Origin of the sequence: Thioalkalivibrio sp. (assembly GCF_007692535.1) — a bacterium.
GTDB lineage: Bacteria > Pseudomonadota > Gammaproteobacteria > Ectothiorhodospirales > Ectothiorhodospiraceae > Thioalkalivibrio.
Map to the genome: position 1 here is coordinate 1 of NZ_REBW01000160.1, position 5,994 is coordinate 5,994.

The window sequence follows — 5,994 nt, forward strand, 5'->3', positions numbered from 1 at the left end:
TTGCGGCTTTTTATCATCGGGGGTGCCGCGCCCCCCAACGGCATGAAAGTTAGCGTAGCGTAACCCGACCTACCGCTTGCGGCTGGCCCATTGCGGCTGGAGGCCGTTCCTGCGGGATCAGGAGAGGGTCATGGGATCTACGTCGATGCTGACGCGGAGATGGCGCGGGGGCGGGTTCCGTTGCCAGTGCTCGCGGGCGTCGGCGAGGGCCTGGTGCAGGGGGCTGCGGCTGGCCGACGCCAGCAGGATCTGTTCGCGGTAGCGCCGGTTCACACGGTGCCGGGGTGCCGGCGCGGGGCCGAGGACCCGGACGTCGCGGGTGTGACGGCGCAGCTGTTGCGCGATTGCCTCGGCCTGTCGCGCGCTGGCCTCCGGGCTGGGGCCGTCGACGCGGATCAGGGCCAGGAAGCCGAAGGGGGGCATGCCGCCCGCGCGGCGCTCGTTCAGCAGGGGTTCGACCATGGCCGGGTAGTCGCCGGTGCGCAGGCCCTGCATCAGCGGGTGGTCGGGATGGCCGGTCTGGACCAGGACCGCGCCGGGATCGCCGCCGCGTCCGGCGCGTCCGGCGGCCTGCAGGACCAGTTGCAGCGTCTGCTCCGCCGCGCGCAGGTCCACGCTGAACAATCCCTGGTCGACGTCGATCACCCCGACCAGGCCGACGCGGGGGAAGTCATGGCCCTTGGCCAGCATCTGCGTGCCGACCACGATGCCGGCGTCCATCGCGCGGATCGTCTCGAGGCACTGCTCGAGTTCACCCCGGCGGCGGGTGCTGTCGCGGTCCAGCCGCACCATCGGGATCCCGGGGAAGTGGCGGGACAGCGCGCGTTCCAGGCGCTGCGTTCCCAGCCCCTGATGGCTCAGTTCCTGGCCGCACTGCGGGCAGGCCTCGGACAGCCGTTCGCTGAATCCGCAGAGGTGGCAGACCGAACGCCGTACCGCCGCGTGCACGGTCAGGCGCGCGTCGCAGTGCGGGCAGTCGGCCACCCAGCCGCAGTGGTCGCAGGCCAGCACGCGCGCGAAGCCCCTGCGGTTGAGCAGGATGAAGCACTGCCGTTCCTGGCCGAGGGTCTCGCGCATGGCATCGAGCAGCGGGCTGCAGAGGCCCTCGTCGGGACGGTGCACGCGGGTGTCCAGGCAGCGGATCGGCGGGGGCTGCGAGCCGTCCGGGCGCGTGCCGAGACGCAGGTGCCGATAACGGCCCTCGCGGGCCTTCACCAGCGTCTCCAGTGTCGGCGTGGCGGAACCGAGGACCACCGGGACGGACTCGATATGGCCGCGCATGATCGCGAGGTCGCGGGCGTGATAGCGCAGGCCGTCCTGCTGCTTGTAGGCTGGGTCGTGTTCCTCGTCGACGACAATCAGCCCGAGCCGCGGCAGCGGCGTGAACAGCGCCGAGCGGGTGCCGAGCAGGAGGCCCCGCTGCCCGAGGCGGGCGTTCTCCCAGACCCGCAGCCGCTCACCCGCCGGAAGTCCCGAGTGCAGCGCCGCGACCTGTCCGGGGAAGCGTCGGCTGACCCGTTGCACGAGCTGCGGCGTCAGGGCGATCTCCGGAACCAGGATCAGGACCTGCCGGTCGTGGGCGAGCGCGTGCGCGGCGGCCTCGAGGTACACCTCGGTCTTGCCGCTGCCGGTGACCCCGTCCAGCAGGAACACGGTCCGCTGGCCGGCGTCCGCGTTGATCGCGGCGATGGCCTGGTCCTGCTCGGGGGTCAGGGTGACCGCCGGGTGGCCGGCAGGGGGGCTCTCGGTTGCGGCTTCCACGGACTCGAGCAGGCCGCGCGCGGCCAGCCGTTCCAGTTCGCCCCGGCGCAACCCGAGGCCGGTCAGGTCGTTCAGGGTGTCCAGCGGCAGCGCCGTTCCCGCGTCCCGCAGGCCCGCGACGACGGCCTGCTGGCGCGGTCCCAGCCGCGAGGGAGCGGCCCCGGGCTGCAGGCGCCAGAGAAGCTCCGGCGGCCGGGGTCCGGGCAGCGGTCCGCCTGTGCGCAATGCCGGGGGCAGGGCGTTCAGAACGACTTCGCCGATGGGATGGTGGTAGTAGCGTGCCGCGAACCGCAGCAGTTCCAGCAGGGCGTGCGGGAGGATCGGTCCGGGGTCGAGGATTCCGTCGAGGGCGCGAATCCGCGCCGGGTCGATCGCCGGCGGCTGGTCGATCTCCAGGACGACACCCGTCTGCGCGCTGCGCCCGAAGGTCAGACGGACGCGTTGGCCGACGGCGGGTTGCCCTCGATCGGGGCAGGCGTAGTCGAACAGCTGGTCCAGCGGACGGTCCACGGCAACGCGGACAAAGGCTTGGGGGCGCATGATGGGAGTTTACGTCATCAGGGAAGCCCGCCGGTGCCTTTGGACCCCTTCAGGTTACCCACCGATTCTGTGGATAACTCTGTGGATAGCGTCGGGGAATTGCCCTGAGATCATTGTCCCGTAAGGACTTGTGTTGAACTGGTCAAAAAACGTTCAATTTTATTTATTGTATTAAAAACATAGTTTTACGTGTGGTTCGTGTGAATAGCGCGAAGAAATGAAGTCTAACTGGGACCTTTTTTCGGTTTTGCACGCATCTTGTGCATAACCGCCGTGAAAAAAGCGCCCAGCGGCTTGACAGGCGACGAAATATCGGTCAATGACCATCGGGTCCGCGGTGGTTATCAGCGTGAAGGTTTTGTAGGTCGGGTTACGCCCTTTGGGCTAACCCGACCTACAGTTTGCGGCTGGTTATCGTCAGGGGGGGCGGCGGGCCATGACGGTTCGCGGAACCATGGCCGACTCACCACAGGCCCGCGACCGGGTTCCCGTCACCCGGACCGCGTCCCTGCGCACCTCCGAAGAATCAGCCGATCTCCTTGATCGCGTGGATCAGTTCGGAGGCGGCTTTCTGGCCGTCGCCGTAGAGCATGCGGGTGTTGTCGGCGTAGAACAGGTGGTTCTCGATCCCCGAGAAGCCCGCGCCCCGGCCGCGCTTGATCACGATCACGTTCTTCGCCTGGTCGGCGTTCAGGATCGGCATGCCGTAGATCGGGCTGTCGGGGTCGGTGCGCGCGACCGGGTTCACCACGTCGTTGGCGCCGATGACGATGGCGACGTCGGCGGTCTTGAACTCGTTGTTGATCTCGTCGAGGTCGTAGATGATGTCGTAGGGCACGCCGGCCTCGGCGAGCAGCACGTTCATGTGTCCCGGCATGCGTCCGGCCACCGGGTGGATCGCGAATTTCACCGCGACGTCGCGACCGATCAGCAGTTGCGTCAGTTCCCAGATCTTGTGCTGCGCCTGGGCCACGGCCATGCCGTAGCCGGGGACGATGATCACCTTGTTGGCGAAGGCCATCATGATGCCGGCGTCCGAGGCCTCGATCGGTTTCAGGCTGCCGCCCACGGCCTCCGCCTCCGCGCCGCTGCCGCCGCCGAACTGCTTGAACAGCACGTTGCTGATCTTGCGGTTCATGGCCTTGGCCATCAGCTGGGTGAGCAGGGTGCCGGCCGCACCGACCACGATACCGGCGATCATCAGCGCCGGGTTGTCGAGCACCAGGCCCTTGAAGCCGACCGCAAGGCCGGTGAGTGCGTTGTACAGCGAGATGACCACCGGCATGTCGGCGCCGCCGATGGGCAGGGTCATCAGGATTCCGAAGGCCAGGGCGAGCACGAAGAACAGCAGCAGCACGAAATTGTTCACGTCGCCGCCGCTCAGGGCCAGGGAGAGCCCGAGGAGGACGGTGACCGCGAACAGGCCCAGGTTCACCCATTGCTGGGCCGGAAAATGCATGGTCTTGTCCATCAGCCCCTGCAGCTTGGCGAAGGCGACCATCGAACCGGAGAAGGCCACCGAGCCGATCAGGGAGCCCAGCACGGCGATGGCGAGGATCACGTTGGAGGCCGTCTCGGGGTCGGCCTGCAGCAGGTAGATGGCGCCGATGCCGGCCGCGGCACCGCCGCCCATGCCGTTGTACAGCGCGATCATCTGCGGCATGTCGGTCATCGCGACCTTGCGGCCGCTCCACCAGGCCAGGCCGCCACCGATCGCGATGCCGAGGACGATCAGCATATAGTTGACGGTGCCCTGGACCTCCGGGTGGGCGAAGGTGACCACGGTGGCCAGCACCATGCCCACGCCGGCCCAGACGATGCCGCGCCGCGCGGTGGTCGGCGAGGCCATCTGCTTCAGGCCGACGATGAACAGGATCGCGGCGATGAAGTACGCGATGTTGATGACGGTCATGACCAGGCCCATTACTTGCCTCCCTTGTTGCTGGTCTTGAACATCTCCAGCATGCGTTCGGTCACGACATAACCGCCGACCGCGTTACCGGCCGCGAGGATCACCGCGATGAAGCCGACCAGCTGCTCCAGCGGCGTGACCGCGTGGCCCAGCGCGACCATGGTGCCCACCAGCACGATGCCGTGGACGAAGTTGGAGCCCGACATCAGCGGGGTGTGCAGGATCACCGGCACCTTGGAGATGATCTCGTAGCCGGTGAAGGCCGCGAGCATGAAGATGTACAGCGCGACAAAACCCTCGATCATGATGCGTCTCCCTGGATCGCTTCGCGGGTGGGGGCGTGGACGATCTCGCCGTCCCGGGTGAGGCAGCTCTTCGCGACGACCTCGTCGTCCCAGTCCGGCTTGAACTCGCCGTCCTGGATCATCGGGGTCAGGAAGTTGAGCAGGTTCTTGGCGTACATTTCCGAGGCGTGCAGCGCGACCTGCGACGGCACGTTCAGTGGCCCGTGGATGATCACGTCGCCGTGCTCGATCGTCTTGCCCGGTTCGGTCAGTTCACAGTTGCCACCGCCCTCGGCGGCCAGGTCCACGATCACCGCGCCGGATTTCATGCCCCGGACCATGTCCGCCGGGATCAGCTTCGGCGACGGGCGCCCGGGGATCGCGGCAGTGGTGATCAGCACGTCGGCCTTGGCAATGAAGCCGGCCAGTGCTTCCTGCTGCTGTTTCTTCTCGTCCCCGGTGAGTTCGCGCGCGTAGCCGCCTTCGCCCTCGGCCTTCACGCCGAGGTCCAGGAACTTCGCACCCAGCGATTCGACCTGCTCCTTGGTTGCCGAGCGCACGTCGTAGGCCTCGACCATCGCGCCCAGCCGCCGGGCAGTGGCGATGGCCTGCAGACCGGCGACGCCGGCGCCGATCACGATCACCTTGGACGGGCGGATGGTGCCTGCGGCGGTGGTCAGCATCGGGAAGAAGCGGCAGGAAAGATCGGCGCCCATCAGCGCGGCCTTGTATCCAGCCACCGCCGCCTGCGACGACAGGGCGTCCATGCTCTGGGCGCGGGAGATGCGCGGGACCAGTTCCATCGCGAAACTGAGGATCCTGCGCTTCTGCAGCGCGGCGACGACTTCCGGGCTGCGGTGGGCATGAAAGAAGCCGATCAGGGTCGCGCCTTCCGGGAGTTGTTCGATCTCGGCCGGCGTCGGCGGGGCGACGCGGACCATGATGTCGGCCTGTGCGTAGACATCGGTGGTGTCCAGCACCTGCGCGTCGGGATAGGCGGCGTCGGGGAACCGCGCGGCGGCACCGGCGTCCTTCTCGATCTGCACGCTCAGGCCCATCTTCCCGAACCGTGTCGCCACCGTCGGATCCAGTGCGACCCGGCGCTCGCCGCTCGCGTTTTCCTTCGGAACCGATAATCTGACTGGCATTCGTTCTCTCCCGGGCCCGATGACGGGCATCCGTCGGCGGGCCGCGTTGGCGGACATTCACATCGATATGCCGGTGCACCCCGGTGGTGCGTCGCGGCCAAAAATGGAACGGGAGTGTAGCCGAATCGGGTAGCGGCATAAACCGGAACGCCCATGCGCCCGGCCACGCGCCACCCCTGGCGAGGAAAAGCGGCAAACCGTAGGTCGGGTTAGCCCGAAGGGCGTAACCCGACGGGCGTTGCACCCACCCATGGTCGCAAAGCAGCGTCGTCCCCGGCACGTCGGGTTACGCTGCGCTAACCCGACCTACAGAGCCGAGCAGTTGGCCGGTCTTCTGCAAAGACGTCCT

At 67.5% G+C, this 5,994-nt stretch carries 4 protein-coding genes; all 4 read right to left on the reverse strand.

From position 1 onward, the window contains the following. Window positions 1–117 precede the first annotated feature (117 nt). Window positions 118–2,301 carry a primosomal protein N' gene (locus EA346_RS09010; protein ID WP_296757747.1) on the reverse strand — a complete coding sequence of 728 codons (2,184 nt, stop codon included), beginning with the start codon at window positions 2,299–2,301 and terminating at the stop codon, window positions 118–120. 526 nt (window positions 2,302–2,827) lie between these two features. Then, window positions 2,828–4,225, reverse strand: a complete 1,398-nt coding sequence (locus EA346_RS09015; RefSeq protein WP_296757750.1) for an NAD(P)(+) transhydrogenase (Re/Si-specific) subunit beta — start codon at window positions 4,223–4,225, stop codon at window positions 2,828–2,830. Further along, window positions 4,225–4,521, reverse strand: a complete 297-nt coding sequence (locus EA346_RS09020; protein WP_296757754.1) for an NAD(P) transhydrogenase subunit alpha — start codon at window positions 4,519–4,521, stop codon at window positions 4,225–4,227. The genes EA346_RS09015 and EA346_RS09020 overlap by 1 nt, the downstream gene beginning before the upstream one ends. Then, a complete protein-coding gene (locus EA346_RS09025; protein WP_296757752.1) occupies window positions 4,515–5,645 on the reverse strand; it encodes a Re/Si-specific NAD(P)(+) transhydrogenase subunit alpha in 1,131 nt (376 codons plus the stop codon). Before EA346_RS09025 ends, EA346_RS09020 begins: the two co-directional genes overlap by 7 nt. Between the last annotated feature and the right edge of the window lie 349 nt (window positions 5,646–5,994).